This is a genomic window from Pseudarthrobacter sp. As-47, assembly GCF_058215595.1.
Genome location: NZ_CM177088.1, coordinates 4496125 through 4515413, shown reverse-complemented (window position 1 = coordinate 4515413; position 19289 = coordinate 4496125). Strand labels below are relative to the sequence as shown.

Here is a 19289-nt window from a genome sequence, read left to right as displayed (position 1 = left end):
CAATCGGTTCCCTCAAAACTTGCTTTGCCTGCATTGCCTGCAGCCGCAAGTCATGAACCAGGATGGATTCAGCTTCATCCACAGGGTTATGCACAGTCCGTGGATAATCGGCTACTGGGCCACTCTAGGGGATGAAAAGCCTAGAAGATAGCTGGCAAGTAGCTTGTGGATAATTACACCGGTGTGGTTCGGAAAAGGGGGCTGTGAGCCACTTCATCCACAGGCTCCGGGGGCAGGTTAGGCACAGCTGGGGATAGCGGCCAGAAGGGGTTCCGGTTTGACTCGGGGGCTTAAATTGCCCTAACGTTGTGAAGTCCTTTGTGTCCGCTTTTTGGCCCCATCTGAATCTCCCAGGCGCAGTGCGCTTGGGCAGCCGGGGGAAGCGTGCATATACAAAACTTAGCGTCGGCCAGTTCTTCCCCATTACTGATCGGGTGGGCGCACCTTTGATCCACTGGAGTAACTAACGTGAGCAAGCGGACTTTTCAGCCGAATAACCGCCGTCGAGCCAAGAAGCACGGCTTCCGCCTTCGTATGCGTACCCGTGCCGGCCGTGCCATCCTGGCAGCCCGTCGTGGCAAGGGTCGCACCGAGCTGTCGGCCTAAATACTGATTCGTCGGTAGACATTTCTTTGCGAGTTTAAGGTGCTGGCCACCCGTAACCGTTTGAGGACTGCATCCGATTTTTCAACAACTGTACGTTCCGGTGTCCGCAATGGACGCCGGAACGTAGTGTTATATACGGCAGCCATTGCTGCTGACGAACCCAGCCGCATCGGGTTCATCGTTTCCAAGAGTGTAGGGAACGCTGTGGTCAGGAACCTCGTTAAGAGGAGACTGAGAGAAGCAGGTGCTGCCTCGCTGCGCGAGCACGGTACCGGGTTTGCCATAGTGGTCCGGGCGCTTCCTGCGTCCGCAACTGCCAGCTGGGACCAGCTGCTGTCGGATTACAATGCCGCATTGGAATCGACGATGGTCCGGCTGGCCGGCCGCCCTGCAAGGGCTGCTGCCAAGGATTCGGCCGGTACAACACAGGAGGGGACACCGCGTGCGTAACGCCACCGCCGTCGTCGTTACTTCCCTCCAACGTGGTGCTGCAGCCGTGGGGCTGTTCCTGTGGAACCTGCCCCGGAATATTCTCATTCTTCTTCTCAAGGCCTACCGCAAGGTGATTTCCCCCTTGTACGGCCAGGTGTGCCGGTTCTTTCCCTCCTGCTCGGCCTATGCGCTCGAAGCTGTCACTGTCCATGGCGCCGTCAAGGGAAGCTGGCTCGCTGTCCGGCGCCTTGGCCGCTGCCATCCATGGAACGCCGGCGGTGTGGACCACGTCCCCGCCGGCCATCGGGAATGGCCTGAGCACCAGACCCCCACAATTGTTGTGCTGAACAACCCGGACAAGTACCTGGCTGCTCGGACTGATGGAGAAGGCCGCAGTGCGGCCTGACGAATAGGGATAAGTATGGACTTCTTTGAAACAATCATGTTTCCGTTCAAATGGCTTGTGTCCATCATCATGGTGGGATTCCATGAGGGACTGACTGCCATTGGGCTGCCGGAAGCTTCCGGCTGGACGTGGACGCTGTCCATCATCGGCCTGGTGCTGGTGATCCGTGCCGCCCTGATTCCCGTGTTCGTCAAGCAGATCAAGGCCCAGCGCGGCATGCAGCTGCTGCAGCCCGACCTCAAGAAACTCCAGGACAAGTACAAGGGCAAGACCGACCAACTGTCCCGCCAGGCAATGGCGCAGGAACAGATGGCCATGTACAAGAAGCACGGGACCAACCCCTTCTCGGCCTGCCTTCCCATGCTGATCCAGATGCCGTTCTTCTTCGCGCTGTTCACCGTGCTGTCCGGCATTTCGACGGCGAGGGACCGCGGCGAGGGCATTGGTGCGATGAGCCACGGCCAGGTGGAACAGTTTGACGACTCCACCATCTTCGGGGCCACGCTTTCCGCGTCCCTTCTGCACGGCGGTGAAGGGAACCTGACCGCCGTCTGGATCCTCTCCATCATCATGATCCTCGCCATGACTGCCTCGCAGTTCATTACGCAGAAGCAGATCATGGCCAAGAACATGTCCGAAGAAGCCATGGCCAGCCCGTTCATGCGCCAGCAGAAGATGATGCTTTACATCCTGCCGATTGTCTTCGGTGTTGGCGGCATCAACTTCCCGATCGGTGTCCTCATCTACTGGACCACCACCAACCTGTGGACCATGGGACAGCAGTTCTTCGTGATCCGCCGCATGCCGACGCCGGGATCCCCCGCTGCAAAGGCCCTCGCCGAGCGCCGGGCTGCCAAGGGCCTTCCGGCCCTCCCCATCCTGGGCGGCAAGAAGGATGAGGCAGCCGACGCCGCTGCTGCCGCCGCGGCCGTAGCCCAGGCAAAGGGCCAGCGTATCCAGCCACAACGCAAGAACAGGAAGAAGAAGTAATGTCTGCCGAGAGCACCGAACACGCCCTGTCCGAGGAGATCATCGACGATCAGGACGTCTCCGAGAACGGGGAAGCTTCCCTGCCCAAGGCCTCCTCAGCCAGCCGCCTGGAGGAAGAGGGGGACGTGGCTGCGGACTACCTCGAGGAGCTGCTGGACATTGCCGACATCGATGGTGACATCGACATCGAGGTCCGCAACGGACGCACCTACATTTCCATCGTGACCGAGGAAGAGTCTGACGCCCTGGACAGCCTGGTGGGTGAGGACGGCGAAGTCCTTGAAGCCCTTCAGGAACTGACGCGGCTTTCTGTGCTGTCCGCGACGGAGAACCGCTCACGGCTGGTACTGGATATCAACGGTTACCGGCAGGAGCGTACCGGCCACCTGCAGAAGGTTGCCGAGGACGCCGCAGCTTCAGTGAAGGAAAGCGGCCAGCCGGTGGCGCTGGAACCGATGAGCGCCTACGAGCGGAAAATCGTCCACGATGCCGTTGCCGACCTGGGACTGGTCAGTGAGTCCGAGGGCGAAGGCGCCGGACGCCACATCGTTGTATCCGCCGAGTAGAGAATGGCTGATCCGCTAACCATGGTTGACATTACGCCAGCTGAGCTTTCGGCCGCGGAGAAGATCTTCGGCGACCGGTTGGACCTGGCTAAACGCTATGTTGAACACCTGGCGACCTCCGGCACGGAGCGCGGCCTCATCGGGCCGCGGGAGATCCCCCGCCTCTGGAGCCGGCACGTCCTTAACTGCGCCGTCATTGAGAGTGAGATCCCCGAGGGGAGCCACGTTGCTGACGTCGGCAGCGGTGCAGGCCTGCCCGGGCTGTGCCTGGCAATTGCCCGGCCGGACCTGGAGCTGACCCTCATCGAGCCGCTGGAACGCAGGGTGATTTGGCTCCAGGAAGTTGTTGACGACCTGGGCCTGGACAACGTCACCGTGATGCGGACCCGGGCCGAACTGGCCGTGGGGCACGTCGAGGCGGATGTGGTGACGGCCAGGGCTGTTTCGGCCCTCAGCAACCTTGCTGGCCTGACCATCCCGCTTCTTGCGGGCAAGGGCGAAGTGGTGGCCATCAAGGGCCGCAGCGCCGCCGAGGAGATCGAGAAAGCCGCGAAGACGATCCGTAAGCTTGGGGGCGTCGAAACGTCCGTTCTCACGGTTGGTGAGCACCTCTTGGAGGAACCCACCACCGTGGTTCGCATCGTTGTAAACAAGTCCCAAAAGAAGGCCTAGTTCGGGCCCGGTGGCCTAACTCTGGCGGGTCCAGCAGTTAGGCTAGACAACGGCAGCAAATTTGGCTGAACGAGAGTGAGTGTGCCCCAGTGACCAGTAGTGAAGCCTCCACACAACGGATCCCCCCGTTTGTGTCTTTGGGGTCAGCACGTTCTGTCGCTGGTCCTGTCGCGACCCCGGGCAGGGGCGGAATCCACCCGGAACGGGTTTCGAACGCCGCGAAATCAGCAGCCGTTTCACGTGAAACAACCGCTGGCGGTAGATCCAACGTTATTGATGCAATCGACGATTCCAGCCCCATTGCCCGAGAGCTGGCGCATGAAACCAAGCGCCGTGAACGGCTGGTAGGCCGCCAGCTGCCGCGGCCCGAGAACACACGCGTCTTTACGGTTTCCAACCAAAAGGGTGGCGTGGGAAAGACCACCACCACGGTGAACATTGCCGCGGCACTGGCGGCGGCTGGACTCAATGTCCTGGTCATCGACATTGACCCTCAAGGCAACGCTTCCACCGCCTTGGGAATCGAACATCACGCGGACGTGGACAGCATCTACGACGTCCTGATCAACGACGTACCCCTCGCGGACGTGGTGGCACCGTGCCCTGACATCGGGAACCTGATCTGCGCGCCCGCAACCATCCACCTGGCAGGCGCGGAGATTGAGCTGGTCTCCCTCGTGGCACGTGAACAGCGGCTCCGCCGCGCCATTGACGTCTATGCCAAGACCCGTGAAAAGAACGGCGAGCAGCGGCTCGACTACATCTTCATTGATTGCCCGCCGAGCCTTGGGCTGCTGACCGTCAACGCTTTCTGCGCAGCCAACGAAGTACTCATCCCGATCCAGTGCGAGTACTACGCACTCGAGGGACTGAGCCAGCTGCTCAAGAACATCGAGATGATCCAGAAGCACCTGAATGCTGACCTGGTGGTGTCGACGATCCTTTTGACCATGTACGACGGCCGTACCAACCTCGCAGCCCAGGTTGCGGCCGAGGTACGCCAGCACTTCCCGGATCAGGTCCTCTCTGCTGTGGTTCCACGATCGGTGCGCATCTCGGAAGCACCGAGCTACCAGCAGACGGTCATGACGTACGACCCTTCCTCCAGTGGAGCCCTGTCTTACCTGGAAGCCGCTGCTGAAATAGCAGAGCGCTAAGATCTTCAAACTGCAACGACTGGAGCCTGGCAACGCCTGGCTCTACCACTGGAGGGATTACCAATGAGCGAGAAACGACGCGGCCTGGGCCGCGGTCTGGGTGCGCTGATTCCAAGTTCCGCCGCCGCCAACGGGTCGGGTACCGCCACAACCGTCTCGCGTCCGGTAGATCTCTTCTTCCCTGAGGGACGCAAGAAGACGGAACCTTCAGAGGAGGCCGTTGAGGCCCCATCGTCGAAGCCCGCAGCGGACAAGCCTGCGGCGGCTAAGTCCTTCCGGTCCTCTTCATCCACATCCTCCCCGGCTAAATCCACGCCGGCGAAGTCCGTTGCAGGGAAGTCCGCTGCAGGGAAGGGAACAGCTGATGGAACCCCGGCAGCCGGGCCCAGCACTTCAGCGAAGGCAAAAACGGAGGCCGCGGCCACCTCGGCCGTCACAACAGACGATGCCGCTGACACCGGCCAGGAGCCGACGACCGGCATGCCTGAAGCCGCGGCGTCCGCGGCTACGTCCAGCGGTCGATCGGAATCCCGTGGGTGGGATGATGACGGCGTGGACCTGGTCGAGGTACCGGGAGTGCGGTTTGCCGAGATTCCAGTCGGCGACATCCACCCCAACCGCAAACAGCCCCGCTCTGTCTTCGATGAAGACGACATGGCGGAGCTCGTCCACTCGGTACGCGAAATCGGCGTGCTCCAGCCAATTGTGGTTCGGAAGTCAACTGAAGATGGTAGCGAACCGTTTGAGCTCGTTATGGGTGAACGCCGGTGGAGGGCAGTACAGGCCGCTGGCCTCGAAACTATCCCCGCGATCGTCCGTGACACCACTGATGACGATCTGCTTCGGGATGCACTGCTCGAAAACCTGCACCGCAGCCAGCTAAACCCCCTGGAAGAAGCTGCCGCCTACCAGCAGCTCCTGGAGGACTTTGGAACTACCCATGAGCAACTGGCTGACCGCATCGGAAGATCCCGCCCCCAGGTCTCGAACACCCTGCGTCTCCTCAAACTGCCCCCGCTGGTACAGCGCCGGGTGGCAGCCGGCGTCCTTTCAGCTGGCCACGCCCGCGCCCTCCTGGCGCTTCCTGACGCCGCGGCGATGGAGCGACTGGCCCAGAAGATTGTTGCGGAGGGTATGTCGGTTCGTGCCACCGAAGAAGCCGTGACGCTGTACCAGGATCCGGCAAAGCCGGCGAAGAACAACATCCCCCGTCCAGGGGCCCGACATGAGCGCCTCGACTACTTGGCGTCGTCGCTTTCGGACCGGCTTGATACGAATGTCAAGATCTCCCTTGGTGTCCGTAAGGGCAAAGTAAGCATTGAATTCGCGAGCGTCGAAGACCTCAATCGCATTATGGAGGTCCTGGCTCCGGGTCAGTCCGGCTAGCAGGATGATTTTCAGTAGGGCCCGATTCACTCCGAATCGGGCCCTACGTGTATCCGGGGCCTTTCCCGTGAGACCCGATAAGGGTAGAAGATCGTCAAATCCCAAACTTATGACCCACCATCGAGTCTTGTGGATCGACTCGAGGGGCATGGGAAGCTGTACAGAGCTGCTGATACGGTGTCACGGCCTTGCGAGGATTTGGTTGTGCCTCCGTCCCGCCACTAGGTTCTACGGCTGAGAGACATGCGGCTGGGGGCTATCCTGAAGTCTCGGACATCTGGTGCTGACTGGTCCGCCCATTCGGGCTCAACGGCCAGTTCAGTTTACTGGAATCAGACCTCGGAATGCCCACCCACTCAAGTTCTATTCTTAAGCTGAAGTTCTCTGCACGGGACAGTAACGTTTCACGTGAAACGGCGGGCCGGAGGATTTGGTCCTTTCGAGTCGGCTGGTCTTCGTTGAGTCTAGGCGCACAGAAAGTACGTGGCTTTTTCCCTGGAGTCGCCTTCTTGTTCTCGATGCAAGTCCCGCTGGAAGTAGAGCGACGCAGTCCAAATTTCCATCTCGTAGGTTCAGCAGGCGATACGGCCCGAATTGCGCCCAAAGAAACCCTTAGAAACAGGGCTCTGAGCCTGGGTAGGTGTGGGCAATGAGAGGTACTCGAACCCCACACCTATACGAGATCCAAGGAAGGCCGTATGTCCTTTACGTTTCACGTGAAACAGGTTTGTCAACGCTGCACGTCAGCGGGCTGCTGATCAGTTCGGTGCTCTCAATTTCTGCACGCTCTTCTTTGCACGTCCGTGATCGTCGTCATTTCCGCTACTGCCGCATTTGGCATCAGCGGTGCCAAGTCTGGCCTAAGAGAGAAAGAGCCCTTCGCATCATTCAGGCACTTTGTGTAATGCCTCGGACTTGAGGGGCTTGGGACCAGCTCCGGCAGCACTGGCGGGAGTTGCAGGCGGCCCGTCAGGACGTCAATGTTGTAGATAAGCGCGTGATCAAGCGCGGATCCGTCTCCCCTGGCTCCAGTGCCCCAGAGGAGGTCCCTGTTGGCCTGATATAGGGCCGTGAAGGGCCAGCTACCCCTTTGCATGACGAGCCCGTGCAAGCCGATACCCAGAACCACAACGGCCTGCCAACACGGGCCGTTGCATGCAGAAGAACAATCAAATGCGAGCATGGGCCTTTGAATCCCGTTCCATGCGTTTCACGTGAAACAGTGAGCACCACCTAGTGCTGGGGCCGAAGGACTGAAAATGCGGCGTATTCCGGGCCGGCTCCTGCGACTGGGACCAAAAATACGACCGCCGACCGCCAGAGACGTCCAGCTGCGACTGAGCAGTCATAATGACACAGACATGGGCCGACGTTTTCACCTGGGCATGATCGGGCAGGCATCTTCACCCGCAGAACGACAGGTCGTATACCTCACGACCTCCATGACGATGATCAGCCTTGAATGTAACCCGAACCTGAACGAGCCTCACCGCTAATCTCCACGATCTCATGTCCGCGGATGTGGCGTGTACCAGCGATCAGAGCGTCGGAGGTGCACATATGCCGAACGAACTGATTAGGGAGAATTGTCTGAAGCCTGTCCATCGGCAGGTGCAACGCCACGACCCACGTGGAGTCTGCCAGCCGACGGTGTGCGCGTGGTTCACGCGCATACCGTCGACGTACTCCCCCGTGGTCTGCGGCTCATGGCCCTGGTCGCAAAATGATTGCCTCCATATTGGCGCCATACGCCGCCCCTTGACGGTCAATGCTTGTTCGTGTCTGTTGGGTAGGGCTGAATGCCAACACGATTGGTCAAATGGGCGTGGTGAGCTATGAGTGAGCCCGCTCAGACCGGGCAGCGATGGGCCGTGGAAAACGCTGTGGATAACTTTGTGGATGATCGTACGGGAAGACCGGCTCCCCGCGCCCGCAGAACACCGACCCGAGTAGTCGGTAAGTCCTTCCTGTAGGCACCTCTTGAGATACGGCAGGCCCGCTTGCCTCCGTGTTTCACGTGAAACATGGTGAGGCCGCAACGAGCCGCACATCACACTGATTTGGAATCAGCTTAAATACTGCACTTTCGTGCAGATTGGTAGGCCCTTGAAGGCATTTCAATGAGCCATCACCGAGGTGGTCGGACGCTAAGGCATGAGACTATACGCTGCATCGAGAATGGACCGCGAGCATCCAAGCCGCGGCAGAGCTGGCGTGGCCCTTCCAAGCCTGTGGATATCCCTGTGAATATTGAGTTCTTCGGCTGTGGAAAAGATTGTGGATATCCAGCAGCAGTCTGCGCCCCTGCGATCTCTCCTGGATACCTAATTCTTCCCCTTTGTCCGGCACATTATTGGTCCTTGGACTAGCTGGACACAGACCCGTCTTGTCGATTCAGGAAGCAGCCAACCTATATCACGTCGTCGGATATCAGCCGAAGCATGGATCAGTCCTTGTACTTTCCGCCTTAGCGCCAATAACTGGAGAACCTCAGTCTTTTTGCCATGGCTCTGCGGCCAGTGACTTCGTTCTGGCGGCCCTTGTCGGTGGAAGGCGAGCGAGTCAGTACCACTAATTCACTACCTGATGTTCTGTGCTCAATGTTGGACTTGGCGCAGAGGAACCGGCCTGGAAGGGTCTGAGGGCATGAGCGTGCGTGAGGTACCGCGCTACAGTCCACGCTATGTCTCCGAGTGCTGGCGTATCGCCCAGTTCAATGCGCGATTGGCCGCGTTATTGTCTGGACAACAGTGTGGATATCTCCACCTCCCGTTTTCGGTACAACATAAGGCCCTAACAACCGCATGGCCCACGCAACCGCGCATGTTTCACGTGAAACGGCGTCCGGGTACTCATCATTTGCGACCAGCTTTGGATTGTAGTTGTCGATGGAGGGCTCGTGGTCAAGATTAGGGTGCCATCAAGCCTGGTCGTCGGCTCATAGGCGTCACCGCCCGCTTCCGCAAACGTGTGATCAGTATGTTCTGACAATTAGCCGTTTGGATAGTTTACTTGCCTGCGAACGCAGGTATGCCGTTCTCATAGGTCTTCGGGTGCACCGACCTTCCGAAGCCGGGCAGTGCGGGAGATCTGGTGGGCACGATATCGTTCGGGCGCAACATTCGTCGGGCGGGGATTCGTTCACTGGATCAATCCAGGAACATGCTCACTGCCGCATCTACACCGGGAGAGTGACCGTAATGGGTAACCAAGACACAACTCTGGTTGGCTTGCTGCGTTTCTGCCACTGCTACGAGTGTCGTGACTGACCACCGTCTTCTGCGACGCTCCGCGCGCGGTTGTCGCCGGACTTGAGCTTGTTTTAGAAGATCGTGAACTCAGCCCGCTACGCTGGGCCGGCCCAGACTGCGAGAAGCCGCATGGTGGAGACCCAATCCGGGCCGGATGGGAGTTTTGCCAGGCCGCCATTATCAACGGGAGCTCAGGGGCGAAACCTGCGGCGGAGAGTTCGCTCAGTACGTGATTCTGGGTGCAGGATAGCCTTTGGAGCGGAAGATTTAGGGGCTATGATGCAGGGGGTAAACGTTGCTCCATGTTTCACGTGAAACCGCCCCACGTGGGAGCATGTACGCGTAAAACTCAGTGATCCTCGTGTGTTTCACGTGAAACGGTTCGGTCACTGTGCCGGCACTGCACCCCCCCGCCCGGTACACCGTCAACCCCTGAGGCGTCTGCATCAGAATGTTCGAACCGTCCTCCAACGTGCCCTGTAGGGACACGCGTTCTGAGAGTTCCACCCGCCGCGGCGCTTCCCCCTGGCGCTAGTTTGGCACTCTGCCTCAGATCTAGGAGCATTAAGATTGCTGAAACGGTCGGTGGAGCGTCCTTGTTCATTGATTGGAGCACTCAAACGATAACGTGCAGACGCCGCCTGGCTGAAATAGCTTCTGATGCACGTCTTCGGTCCCGGCTAGCTAGATAGTGGCACTTTGGAGCCCCTATTGGACGCCCTCGGCCAGGTATTCTCGACTCCCATGCCTTTTGGCGGTACGGAGGCGACTCCGGGCAGGCAAGCGTTTCACGTGAAACGAGCCTACTACTCCAGCCGCCCGGTCTACAGGTGGGTATCTTTGCTCAACGATAAACGGACAGTACGAGCAGAAATTGATTTCCAGGCCGCGCGTACACCAAAAAAGTGGCCACCGCATATGCAGTGGCCACTTTTTCAAGCTCGACTCATCCGAGCCGGTGCACGCTCAGGACAGGACGTCCGCAAACTCTTTTTCGAAGAACTGCTTCGGCTTGGCACCGATGACCGTGTTCTTCACTTCCCCACCCTGGAAGAGGTACACGGCCGGGATCGACGTAATACCGTATTCTGCGGCGATGGCGGGGTTATCGTCCACGTTCACCTTTACGACATCCACCTTTTCGCTGTACTCGACCGAGATCTCATCCAGGATGGGACCGAGCTTGCGGCAGGGGCCGCACCATTCAGCCCAGAAATCAACGATTACCGGCTTGTCGGAGGACAATACGTCCGTGCTGAAGCTTGCGTCTGTTACGTCTTTTGCGTTGCTCATAACCTGATCTCTCTCTTCGGGTATCGTGGCGGTAATTACGCGGGCAAGTCTGCGAGGTAGTGCTCAACATCAATTGCCGCTACACAGCCGGAGCCGGAAGCGGTGATCGCCTGGCGGTAGGTGGGGTCCACCACGTCACCGGCTGCAAACACTCCGGGAATGCTGGTTCTCGAGCTGCGTCCTTCGACGGCGATGGTGCCCTCAGGAGTAAGGTCCAGGATGTCCTTGACCAACTCGGTCCTCGGGTCGTTGCCAATCGCAACGAACACGCCTGTTACTGCGAGATCCGAAATACTGCCGTCAAGTAGGTTCTTGATCTTCAGCCCGGTGACCTTGTCCTCGCCGATGACGTCGTCCACAGTGCTGTTCCAGACAAAGCTGATCTTCTCGTGGGCCAGGGCACGGTCAGCCATGATCTTGGAAGCCTTGAGGGAGTCCCGGCGGTGCACAACCGTGACCGTCCTGGCAAACTTGGTGAGGAACAGGGCCTCCTCCATGGCGGAGTCGCCACCGCCGATCACGGCAATGTCCTGATCTTTGAAAAAGAAACCATCGCAGGTTGCACACCAGCTAACGCCGTGTCCGGAGAGACGCTTTTCGTTCGGCAGGCCCAATTCGCGGTAGGCAGATCCGGTGGAAAGGATGACGGCCTTCGCCTTGAAGCTCTCACCGGTCGCGATGGTGACCGTCTTTACCGGCCCTTCAAGCTCAAGGCTTGTAACGTCCTCGAACTGGATCTCCGTGCCAAAACGGACAGCCTGCTTCTCGAAGTTCTCCATCAGGTCTGGACCCATGATCCCTTCCGGAAAGCCCGGATAGTTCTCAACGTCTGTGGTGTTCATGAGTTCGCCGCCGGCAGTGACGGAGCCGGCAAGCATCAGCGGCTTCAGGTTGGCACGTGCTGTGTAGACAGCTGCCGTGTAACCGGCCGGGCCTGAACCGACAATGATGACATCACGTACATCGGACGCGGTGTTTTCTGCGATGGTCACTGAACGGTGAACCTCTTCCTTGGTTGACGCGCCCCTCGTGGAGGCCGGCCACATGGCACAACTGCTGCGTGTTGCTGATTATTCCGGCGCCAGGACATGGTGGACCACCGGTACACGGCAGGCCGCCGTCACCATAGGCGCTCTTTCAAGGTTACCGTCCCGGCAGGGGCACGCCGCCTGCTGCAGGGTTTGTCCAGATTTCCGCGCTGATGACGGCCAGAGCCGGTACGAAAGCTGCAGCCCGGAGGAGCCTGTTTACTGGACCTTGATCTCCGCGAGCCGGATGCCGAATCCGTAGCGGGTTTTGGGAGCAGCCAGCCGCGGCAGGGAGTTGATGGAGACGATCACATACTCGGCCTCCACCGGCTCCGCCAATGGCATGGTCAGGTCGGTTGAGGTGAAGCTGTTGGTCCCTACCGCTTTAGCCCCATCCAGTGCAGGACGGTCGTTGGTGTAGACGGTGATGTTGCCACCGGAGCCACCAAGCTGCGAAAGGGTAATGGAGGAGACCCGGGCCGGGTTCTCGAGCTTCACTACCAGGGGCACGCCCTGGGGTGCCAATCCGCCCCAGTTCTCCGTGGCGAACTCCATGTCTGACCAGAAGCTCGCGGCGTTGCCGTCGTACGCCCTGACGAGGTCGCCATCAAAGGTGGCGGCAAAGTCGAAGTTGCCCTGCCTGGTGATGCTCTCGATGGCTGGTGGCGCTGCCGGCGGTGCCGTTGTGGGTTCCTGCGTCGGAGCGGAGGTGGCTTCGGGAGCGTTGCCGTTTGTCCCGGGTGCCGTGGGCACTGCCTGGGGCTGTGAGGAGAACAGGCTGCCCAGGTTGGTGACGGCAAATACCAGGCCGGCAATGAGCACCACGGCCAGCAGTCCACCCACCAGCCAGCGCATGGAGCGGGGCTCGCGGGCAGGTTCGTCACGGTCGTCGTCGTCATAACCGCCCTGATCGGGGACGGCTGCGCCGGCGGCAGCTGCGGGCGCGGCCGACCGTGCGAAAACGGAGGATTTTTTCTTCTTGGCCTCTGGTTCGTCGTCGACCGGCGATTCCACCGGGGCATGCTCTTCAGCGTGCGCGTAATCGTCATCGGACCACAGGGAAACCTTGGGCTTACCCGCAGGTGAGCCGGGAGATCCTTGAGTGTGGCCTGCTGCCGGCGTGTGGGCGGTCTGGTGCTCCTCCTCCGGGCGTGCAGAACGGTCGGTTCCGGAGCCGGCGGCAGCGGCCGCAGCTGCGGTTCCTCCCGCAGCAAGGGCTCCACCGGATGCTGTTGCCCCGCCACCAGCGGAGGCCCCGTTGGACGGGCGTCCAGCGGAAGGCGCGGCAGCAGGACGGACCGGCGGTTTCGGCGGAACGGCCGGTGCTGCCCGGTAGGGATCCACCTGGCTGGGGTGGTTGTCCGCGTAGTTGATGTAGCCGGCTTCCACATGGTCTTCATCGTCGTAGGGTTCCGGCTCGTTCGACCGTGGCTGGCCAAAGATTTCGCTTCCCAGGGTGTCTGTGAAAAACGGTTCCACGTAGGGTGGGTTGGAGGCCACCACCAGGTCCAGCAGATCCGCTGCGGAGGTGTGGTTGGTGATGAGGTAGGTGGCTGCCTCGCTCATGCCGAGGTCCAGGACCTGGACGGTGCCGGGACGTTCCCCGGTGGCTACTTCGCGGGCACTCTGGGCAACCTGTTCGGTGTTGCCGGGTCCGGCCACCAGTATGCTGACGGGACGGTTCAGGACCTGATCCACACCGTCCAGCACCAGATCGTGGTCGTGCGAGGCCAATACCGTGGCAGTGACCTTATAGCGGCCGCCCAGTACTGATCCGACATCGATCGGGTTGGACACGTGTTCCTCCTAGACTGTCCGGGATTGCCGGCTTGAATGATGCAACCACCGTCCAGGAGCCGGCGGGCGCCTGACCCCTGGATGCAACTACCCCTGTACCCTTCCGATCCTAGCCGATTGCGTCCCTTCCACCTTGGACGACGGCAGCCGGAAACCGCGGGAACGTCACTTTTTCCGGGGTTTCCTCGGCTTGAAATGGGGGTTCTCGCCGGGCTTCCCCTGGAAGGTGCGGCGCCCTGGAAGGGGGATCTGCTCCCGCAGGAAGCCACCCCGTGCCGTGCTGGGCTGGTCCTCCCCGGGGAGGTAGTCGCCGTCGGACGTTGGAGGGCCATCGCCGTCGAGCGGTTCCTTCCCCCGCACCCCCCGCCCGGGCGCCTCCTGTTCCGGGGCCGGCCCGGCCCTGAAGGAGACGGCGTCGAACTCACCGGAAATCCTTGGGATGAGGCCTGTGTCCACGGATGTGGTGGCACGTTCCGGGTGCTGGCGTCCACCGGAGGGCGAACCGGACGGTGAACCAGACGGCGAATCTGGGCCGGAACCGGGGGAAGAGTCCGACGGCGGGGTCCCGCCTCCAGCCGGAGGTGCGGCAGGTCCGCCGCGCCCCAGCCGGCCGAGGAGGGGACGGAGCAGGTCGCGCAGTTCGGAAACCCGGAACAACTTGAGGAGGAAGAAGTAGGCCACCAGCATGATGGGACCCACCACGACGACGGTGATCAGGGCTGTCAGCCTGTCGCGCCAGGCAAAGCCGTCCGGACTGTAGCTTCCCAGGAGCCACAGGGCACCGGCTCCGGCGATGGCCGAACCAAGCGCTGCGTACCCCATGCGGATGTAGGAGTTGGCGATTCGTGGCCCGTCCAGGTGACCCAGGAGGCGCCGCAGGAACCAGGCGCTGATGACCACGGAGAGGATGTTGCCCACCATGTAGAGGACCGCGATGGCGTAGATGATCTGCGTGACGGGCAGGAATTGGATGGCGAACGCCCCGGCCACGTAGACAACGGCCAGGAGCAGCTGGACGTAGAAGGGTGTCCTGGCGTCCTCGTTTGCGTAAAACACCCGGGACATCATGAAGTTGGCGCTCATGAACGGCGTGCTCAGCGCCAGGATGGTGAGCGTCTGGGCCAGCATCACGCCGTCCTGGCGGAGCCCGCCCGAGAAGAACATGCCCAAGGGACCTGCCAGGGCAAACAGCGCCAGAGCACCGAACACGGTTGCCACCGCCATGGTCCGCAGGCCGTGCGAGAGGGCATCGCGCAGCTCGTCGCGGTTGCCGTCCTGGGAGGCCCGCGTCATCCGGTTGAACAGCACCGTGGCCAGGGACAGGGCAATGATGGAGTGCGGCAGCAGGTACAGCTGGCTGGCCACCTCCAGCACGGCGTTTCCTGGCAGCATATAGGCAGCGGGGTCCCCCGCCTGCTGCAGCCGGATGCGTTCGGCGCCGGGAATGGTGGCAATGCGCATGACATACAGGAAGGCGAGCTGGCCGACGGCGGCGGTCAGCAGGGTCCAGACGCTCAGCCTGGCTGCCTGGCCCAGTCCCACCCCCCGCCATCCGAAACGCGGCCGGATCCCCAGCTTGAGTCGCATCACGGGGATCATCAGGATGGCTGTTTGGGAGACCACGCCGATGGTGGAGAACCCGGCCACCAGGAGGGTTTGCGTGTCGCCCCAGTTGTCCAGGGTGTGCGGATTCACCTCGTTGGCGCCGAAAATCCAGATGAACATCCCCAGGCCGGCAATGGCCACCAGGTTGTTAAGGATGGGTGCCCACATGGCGGGCCCAAAGGCTCCGTTGGCGTTCAGGACCTGCGTCAGGAGGGCGTAGAGGCCGTAGAAGAAGATCTGCGGCAGGCACCAGAAAGCAAAGGCCACGGCCAGCGCTTTCTGCTGCGGGGTATATCCCTGCGTCGTGAGCTCAATGACCCAGGGTGCCGCCAGCGTCACCAGCGCCGTCAGGCCCAGCAGGAGCAGCACAGCCAGCGTCAGCAGCCGGCTGATGTAGTCCGCTCCCCTGTCCGGAGCCTTGCTTGCCTTGATGATCTGCGGAACCAGGACAGCATTGAACACCCCACCCGCCACGAGCAGGAAGATCAGGTTAGGCAGGTTGTTCGCGTTGATGAAGGTGTCGTTGACGGTGGAGCCCAGGCCAAGGGCCGTGCCCAGCATCCAGGTCTTGCCAAAGCCCAGGAACCGGGACACGAGCGTCCCGGCGGCCATGATGGCACTGGACCGGGTTTCACTGGCAGCCACGGCGCCAGGGGTGGTGTCCGGGCCCGCCGGCTCGGGGGGAACGCCGTCCGGGACGGCATCGCCGGGCCGGCCGGCTTTATCGGAAGGAAAGTTGGTAGCTGACATCGACTTCATCGTCTCACCCGAAGGCAGTTAAAGCCGCAACGCAGGCGCCCTGCGCCCGGGAATCCAGAGTCCTAGAGGTGCTCCGGCAGGACCTCGCGGGCGAGGTCGGCAATCCGGCGTTCATTGGGGAAGGACAGCTTCCGGGCCAACTCCTGGATGGGAACCCATGCCACGTCCACGGCTTCCTGGTCCGGATCGTTCTCGATGGTCAGTTCGCCGCCCGTTGCCCGCAGGAGGTAATGGTGGACCGTCTTGTGGACCCGGTGGCCGCTGACCGTAAACCAGTAGTCGATGCTCCCGAGTGGCGCGAGGATGTCCCCCTCGATGCCGGTTTCCTCGGCAATTTCCCGGACGGCTGCCTGCTCGTTGTTTTCCTTGCCTTCCGGATGGCCCTTGGGAAGGCACCACTCCAAACGTCCGCCGCGGTTAAGGCGGGCAATGATCGCAACCCTCAACTCGGCGTCGGACGTGTCCACTACAACGCCGCCGGCAGAGACTTCCTCAACCGTGGGCAGCGATGCCGGTGCCGCATGCTGGGCAGGGGCAACGTGCGCACCGATTGCCGACGGCAATGGTGCGTTTGTCCTCCTGCCTGGAGCGCTCGGTACTGGATGGGCCATGGAGTCCACTCTAACGACTGTTGCCCGTTCGTGATGACCGGAACATGACACCAACATGGACTGCATATGACGCACTTTGCCGGCGGCGGAGTGATTCCGCACGATCTTGACCGTATTTTGGCCTGCCGACGCGCTGGTTTCTGACAAGCTTAAGTAACTATGGCTCACGCACATCACAAGACTGATTCCCAGACCGTCGATTTCCAGGTGGACCCGGTGGTCCTGGAGCTCGGCCGGCGCTTCGTGGACGCCGGCCACGAGCTGTCACTGGTGGGCGGGCCTGTGCGTGACCTTTTCCTGGGCCGGAGCTCCCCGGACCTGGACTTCACCACGGATGCCACCCCGGACCAGACGGTTGCCCTCATCAAGAAGTGGGCGGACAACTACTGGGAGATCGGCCGCGCCTTCGGAACCATCGGCATGCGCAAGGCAGGCTTCCAGATCGAAATCACCACCTACCGGGCGGAGGCGTACGATCCCGATTCCCGCAAGCCAGTAGTGGCCTTCGGGTCGTCCCTGACTGATGACCTGCTCCGGCGGGACTTCACCATAAACGCCATGGCCCTGAAGCTGCCCTCCCTGGAACTGGTGGATCCTTTCGGCGGCGTACGCGACCTCCATGCGTCCGTGCTGGCCACTCCCGGGGCGCCGGAAGCGTCCTTCTCGGATGATCCGCTGCGGATGATGCGCGCGGCACGCTTCGCCGCCCAGCTTGGGGTTTCCGTCCACGAGGACGTCCGGCAGGCCATGACGCAGATGGCCGAACGGATCACCATCATTTCCGCCGAACGGGTGCGGGACGAACTGGTCAAGCTCATCTGCGGCGCCCGCCCGCGCGTCGGCGTGGACCTGCTGGTGGACACGGGGCTCGCCGAGTTCGTGCTGCCCGAGGTTTCGGCGCTGCGGCTGGAATCGGACGAGCACCACCGGCACAAGGACGTCTACCAGCACTCCCTCCAGGTCCTGGAACAGGCAGCGGAGCTGGAGACGGACAGTGAGGGCGCGGTGCCAGGGCCGGACTTTGTGCTCCGCTTCGCAGCATTAATGCACGACGTCGGGAAGCCGGCAACGCGCCGCTTTGAACCGGGCGGCGCCGTGAGCTTCCGGCACCACGACATGGTTGGGGCGAAACTCACCTCCAAACGGATGAAGGCGCTCCGTTTCGACAACGACACCACCAAGGCCGTGGCCCGCCTCGTGGAGCTCCATATGCGCTTCTACGGCTACGGGGACGCCGGCTGGAGCGACTCCGCAGTGCGCCGCTACGTGACCGATGCCGGGCCGCTGCTGGAACGGCTGCACCGGCTCACCCGCTCGGACGTCACCACCCGCAACCAGCGGAAAGCCGAACGCCTGGCCTTCGCCTACGATGACCTCGAAGCCCGCATCGCCGCGCTCCGCGAGCAGGAATCGCTGGATGCCGTGCGGCCTGACCTTGACGGCGCCCGGATCATGGCCCTGCTGGGCATCAAACCCGGTCCGGTGGTGGGGCGCGCCTACAAATTCCTGCTCAATGAGCGGATGGAGAACGGTCCCCTGCCTGCGGAGGAAGCGGAAGCACGGCTGCTCCGCTGGTGGGCAGGGCAACCGGAATCAGCACCTGCCGTTCCCGCACCCTCGGCGCCCGACGCTGGAACGTCGCCCGCCGTCGTCGAGCCGTCCCCTTCTGAGGAGTCCAAGTGACCATTCCTGCCCTTGCCCCCCGGCCCCAGCTCTGGATCCTTCGCCATGGCGAGACGGAATGGTCCAAGAGCGGCCAGTACACCGGGCTCACTGATCTTCCGCTGACCGTCGAGGGCGAACAGCAGGCCGTGGAGGCCCGGAAGGTGCTGGATCCTGTCGACTTCGACCTGGTGCTCACCTCGCCGTTGAGGCGTGCGCGACGTACGGCCGAGCTTGCCGGCTTCCCCGACGCCCAGCACGAGCCTTTGGCGGTTGAGTGGAACTACGGCGACTACGAGGGGATCAGCTCCGACCTGATCCGCAAGGACAATCCGGACTACCTCATCTGGACCCACGGCGTTCCCAACGGCGAAACGCTGGACGAGGTGGCGGCCAGGGCAGACAAGATCATCGGGCGCGTGCTCGAGTCCGGCATGGACAATGTGCTGATTGTGGCCCACGGCCATTTCTCAAGGATCCTTACCGCACGCTGGCTGGAATTGCCGCCTACCGAAGGCCGCCATTTCATTCTCGGTACCGCAAAAGTCTGCACTCTCGGGTGGGATAAAAAGACGCCTGCGATCGTCCGATGGGGCCTCTAAAGAGGTTTCCAAAATAAGTTGGACAATTTTTGGATATTAAGTAGCCAATAGTCCAGCCGGTGGTGTAATTTTATTCCTGATCCCAGGGCGTCCTGCCGGGATCGCGGCGCACGCTGCCGGGTCCAGGCCCGTGCGGCGGCAGAGCAGAAAAGGAGGTTGGGAAAATGATTACTTTGACTAGCGGATGGAAGATGACCATCACCGCTGCCCCGGCCCCTGATGCTTTTGCGCGCCCCTTTAGGGATTACGCCGGCTCCTAGCCGCTACTCCCGCCTGGAGCCCAGGCAGCAGCGTCCCTCAGCGGGCCCCGGTCCGGCAGGACGCCGGCCTGGTGCAGGTGCAGCATTTCCAAACCGTTCCCGCGGGACCACGGACTTTCCCTTTCGCATTCTTCTGCCCTTCTTTCCTGCGTAATGCAGCTTTAGTGCTGGGGTGCGGTAGAACGGTTCAAATTTCTGCGTAATTA

General features: G+C 61.5%; 15 protein-coding genes. 10 read left to right on the top strand and 5 right to left on the bottom strand.

Going from position 1 to position 19289, the window contains the following annotated elements:
• Window positions 1-468: 468 nt before the first annotated feature.
• The 8 genes from rpmH to AC4BCK_RS20840 all read left to right on the top strand — a co-directional run bounded on the left by rpmH (window position 469) and on the right by AC4BCK_RS20840 (window position 6215).
• A complete protein-coding gene (gene rpmH / locus AC4BCK_RS20875; RefSeq protein WP_003800212.1) occupies window positions 469-606 on the top strand; it encodes a 50S ribosomal protein L34 in 138 nt (45 codons plus the stop codon).
• 39 nt (window positions 607-645) lie between these two features.
• Window positions 646-1056 carry a ribonuclease P protein component gene (gene rnpA / locus AC4BCK_RS20870; RefSeq protein ID WP_174178543.1) on the top strand — a complete coding sequence of 137 codons (411 nt, stop codon included), beginning with the start codon at window positions 646-648 and terminating at the stop codon, window positions 1054-1056.
• A complete protein-coding gene (yidD, locus tag AC4BCK_RS20865; protein WP_174178541.1) occupies window positions 1049-1444 on the top strand; it encodes a membrane protein insertion efficiency factor YidD in 396 nt (131 codons plus the stop codon). Before rnpA ends, yidD begins: the two co-directional genes overlap by 8 nt.
• 15 nt (window positions 1445-1459) lie before the next feature.
• A complete protein-coding gene (yidC, locus tag AC4BCK_RS20860) occupies window positions 1460-2434 on the top strand; it encodes a membrane protein insertase YidC (protein WP_104186681.1) in 975 nt (324 codons plus the stop codon).
• Window positions 2434-3000: a Jag family protein gene (locus AC4BCK_RS20855; protein ID WP_174178526.1), complete on the top strand. Its 567-nt coding sequence runs from the start codon at window positions 2434-2436 to the stop codon at window positions 2998-3000. Before yidC ends, AC4BCK_RS20855 begins: the two co-directional genes overlap by 1 nt.
• 21 nt (window positions 3001-3021) lie before the next feature.
• Complete coding sequence (gene rsmG / locus AC4BCK_RS20850; protein ID WP_251421588.1) at window positions 3022-3672, top strand: 16S rRNA (guanine(527)-N(7))-methyltransferase RsmG; 651 nt, start codon at window positions 3022-3024, stop codon at window positions 3670-3672.
• 89 nt (window positions 3673-3761) lie between these two features.
• On the top strand, window positions 3762-4829 hold the full coding sequence (locus AC4BCK_RS20845) for a ParA family protein (protein ID WP_285835577.1): 1068 nt from the start codon (window positions 3762-3764) through the stop codon (window positions 4827-4829).
• Between the two features lie 63 nt (window positions 4830-4892).
• Window positions 4893-6215 (top strand): ParB/RepB/Spo0J family partition protein, encoded by a 1323-nt coding sequence (locus AC4BCK_RS20840; RefSeq protein WP_490566433.1) that lies wholly within the window; start codon window positions 4893-4895, stop codon window positions 6213-6215.
• Between the two features lie 4217 nt (window positions 6216-10432).
• Here AC4BCK_RS20840 and trxA read toward each other — a convergent pair.
• From trxA to AC4BCK_RS20815, 5 genes are all read right to left on the bottom strand, one after another.
• Window positions 10433-10759 carry a thioredoxin gene (gene trxA / locus AC4BCK_RS20835; RefSeq protein ID WP_174178520.1) on the bottom strand — a complete coding sequence of 109 codons (327 nt, stop codon included), beginning with the start codon at window positions 10757-10759 and terminating at the stop codon, window positions 10433-10435.
• A 35-nt stretch (window positions 10760-10794) separates the two neighbouring features.
• The gene (gene trxB / locus AC4BCK_RS20830; RefSeq protein ID WP_251421582.1) at window positions 10795-11751 is read right to left on the bottom strand and encodes a thioredoxin-disulfide reductase; all 957 of its coding nucleotides are present in this window, start codon (window positions 11749-11751) and stop codon (window positions 10795-10797) included.
• Between the two features lie 255 nt (window positions 11752-12006).
• Window positions 12007-13584, bottom strand: coding sequence for a protein kinase family protein (locus AC4BCK_RS20825; RefSeq protein WP_251421579.1), 1578 nt, complete (start codon window positions 13582-13584; stop codon window positions 12007-12009).
• Window positions 13585-13749: 165 nt separating this feature from the next.
• The gene (gene murJ, locus AC4BCK_RS20820) at window positions 13750-15939 is read right to left on the bottom strand and encodes a murein biosynthesis integral membrane protein MurJ (RefSeq protein WP_364272311.1); all 2190 of its coding nucleotides are present in this window, start codon (window positions 15937-15939) and stop codon (window positions 13750-13752) included.
• A 71-nt stretch (window positions 15940-16010) separates the two neighbouring features.
• Window positions 16011-16511 (bottom strand): NUDIX hydrolase, encoded by a 501-nt coding sequence (locus AC4BCK_RS20815; RefSeq protein WP_104186702.1) that lies wholly within the window; start codon window positions 16509-16511, stop codon window positions 16011-16013.
• Between the two features lie 207 nt (window positions 16512-16718).
• Here AC4BCK_RS20815 and AC4BCK_RS20810 point away from each other — a divergent pair, with 207 nt between their 5' ends.
• Window positions 16719-18242, top strand: coding sequence for a CCA tRNA nucleotidyltransferase (locus AC4BCK_RS20810; RefSeq protein WP_490566432.1), 1524 nt, complete (start codon window positions 16719-16721; stop codon window positions 18240-18242).
• Window positions 18239-18823, top strand: coding sequence for a histidine phosphatase family protein (locus tag AC4BCK_RS20805; RefSeq protein ID WP_102976429.1), 585 nt, complete (start codon window positions 18239-18241; stop codon window positions 18821-18823). The genes AC4BCK_RS20810 and AC4BCK_RS20805 overlap by 4 nt, the downstream gene beginning before the upstream one ends.
• Window positions 18824-19289 lie beyond the last annotated feature (466 nt).

What these genes read in the sequence shown, in the direction of transcription:
- yidC (WP_104186681.1), top strand. Translation starts at nt 1,460, where the DNA reads ATGGACTTCTTTGAAACAATCATGTTTCCGTTCAAATGGCTTGTGTCC.
- AC4BCK_RS20855 (WP_174178526.1), top strand. Translation starts at nt 2,434, where the DNA reads ATGTCTGCCGAGAGCACCGAACACGCCCTGTCCGAGGAGATCATCGAC.
- rsmG (WP_251421588.1), top strand. Translation starts at nt 3,022, where the DNA reads ATGGTTGACATTACGCCAGCTGAGCTTTCGGCCGCGGAGAAGATCTTC.
- AC4BCK_RS20840 (WP_490566433.1), top strand. Translation starts at nt 4,893, where the DNA reads ATGAGCGAGAAACGACGCGGCCTGGGCCGCGGTCTGGGTGCGCTGATT.
- trxA (WP_174178520.1), bottom strand. Translation starts at nt 10,759, where the DNA reads ATGAGCAACGCAAAAGACGTAACAGACGCAAGCTTCAGCACGGACGTA.
- murJ (WP_364272311.1), bottom strand. Translation starts at nt 15,939, where the DNA reads ATGTCAGCTACCAACTTTCCTTCCGATAAAGCCGGCCGGCCCGGCGAT.
- AC4BCK_RS20810 (WP_490566432.1), top strand. Translation starts at nt 16,719, where the DNA reads ATGGCTCACGCACATCACAAGACTGATTCCCAGACCGTCGATTTCCAG.